This window comes from Shewanella sp. 11B5 (assembly GCF_002836795.1).
Classification (GTDB): Bacteria; Pseudomonadota; Gammaproteobacteria; order Enterobacterales; family Shewanellaceae; genus Shewanella; species Shewanella frigidimarina.
The window spans coordinates 1-1,892 of the sequence record NZ_PJAP01000732.1; the positions used below are offsets into that span (position 1 = coordinate 1).

1 protein-coding gene is annotated in these 1,892 nt (G+C 41.2%); it reads left to right on the plus strand.

Going from position 1 to position 1,892, the window contains the following annotated elements:
* Positions 1-262: 262 nt before the first annotated feature.
* Entirely contained in the window at positions 263-1,669 is a 1,407-nt protein-coding gene (gene yegD / locus CXF78_RS15830) for a molecular chaperone (RefSeq protein WP_102037324.1), read from the plus strand.
* Positions 1,670-1,892 lie beyond the last annotated feature (223 nt).

Below are 1,892 nucleotides of genomic sequence, written 5' to 3' on the forward strand. Positions count from 1 at the left end.
TTTATATTCTACTCTGTAACTTAGCCATTTTACTTATTAAGTAATGATCTTGACCAGCCTAAATTGACAATGTAGATAACCTCTCTTGTGCAGATTCATGCCGCCATATACTCAATGTAAAGTATTTAAACATTCACTCAAAGTAAAAAAAAGTTAAGTATTGATACTTACCTTTAGATAAAACAGTGATAAATGGTTTAGCAAGTGGCGTAAGTGTGTTATTTTGAGCGCTTTTTTCGATTAGATGACAGAAGGTAAGTCAATGTTTGTTGGATTTGATTACGGCAGTGCCAACTGTGCGATTGGGGTAATGATTGATGATGCGGTATCGTTATTACCATTATCAACTCATTCGGATTTTATGCCTTCAACGTTGTACGCAATGGATCGCGAGCTTATTGCCGAGGCGGTATACCAAGGATTACCAGAACACTTAAAAGCAGAGTACTCTCATTTGCGCAGTTCTCAGTTAATGCGTGCAAAACTAATGCGTCATGAGCTTGATCTGTCGCCCAATGAACAAGCTGTGTTTGTTGGCCAAGCTGCGATAGATGCTTATTTAGACATGCCTGAAGAAGGTTTTTATGTCCGCTCTCCAAAGTCTTTTTTAGGTGCCAACGGATTACGTGTTGAACAAATAGCCTTATTTGAAGACATTGTCACCTTGATGATGCAACATGTGAAAACGTTAGCTGACAAAGCGTTAAACGCGAAATCGCTTAGCTCGGCCAGTCATGCGGTGATAGGCCGACCAGTTAATTTCCAAGGCATAGGTGGCGAAGACAGTAATCAACAAGCTGAAACCATTTTACGCCTTGCGGCAACTCGCTCAGGCTTTACCGATGTTAGGTTTTTATTTGAACCCTTAGCCGCAGGTATGGATTTTGAGTCAAACCTAAGCGATGACAATACCGTGTTAGTAGTCGATGTTGGCGGCGGTACGACAGATTGTTCAGTGGTGAAAATGGGGCCGTCTTACATTAAACAACAAGACCGCAGCCCAGACTGTTTTGGGCATTCAGGTCAACGGATTGGTGGTAACGATTTAGATATTGCGTTAGCGATGACTGGGTTGATGCCAAGTTTTGGTGCCGATACGTTAATGATTAACGGTAAACCTATGCCAAGAACGCCTTTTTGGAACGCGGTGGCCGTCAATGATATTAGTGCCCAACGTGACTTTGTTAGTTTACCCTCTCGTAAGTTAGTTGAGCAGCTAATCAAAGAAGCGCAGCAGCCTGAACTATTAGTTCGTTTACAAAAAGTACAAAAGAACCAAATGAGTTATCAAGTGGTACGCCAAGCTGAAGCGGCGAAAATTAGTTTGTCCGACAATGACACCATTCAATGTTCGTTAGATTTTATTGAAAAGGGGCTGTTAGTCCCGTTAACCGCAGCACAGTTTGAGCAAGCCATTAACGATCCTTTAGCGAAAGTTGAAGCGTTAATGAAACAAGCAATGCAAACGGCTATAGCTAAAGCAGAGCAACAAGATTGTGATATGCCAACCACTCCTGATATTGTGTATGTAACAGGCGGTACTGCTAGAAGCCCGGCAATATACAATAAAATCGCTAGCGTGTACCCCAATGCCAAAGTGGTGGTGGGTGACCATTTTGGTTCGGTAACTGCAGGCTTAACCCGTTGTGCTCAAAGTGCCTTTAACTAAAAAAATTACACTTAGCTCGTAAAGGGTGGTGATTATGTTAAAAGCTGATCTTTATACTAATGGTTGATCATTAAAATAATCATAGAATAATAACAAGCTTGCTTTGCCAGCCACAATTATGGTCAATTAATTTGATTATCGTGCTAACCATAATAAAGGAAATGTTAGCTATTTTGGTTAGCTGTGGCGTTCTGTGGTCGTGAAAACGTCAATGTGGACTTAT

Excerpts from the sequence above, each read along its gene's own strand:
- yegD (WP_102037324.1), top strand. The coding sequence starts at position 263 with ATGTTTGTTGGATTTGATTACGGCAGTGCCAACTGTGCGATTGGGGTA.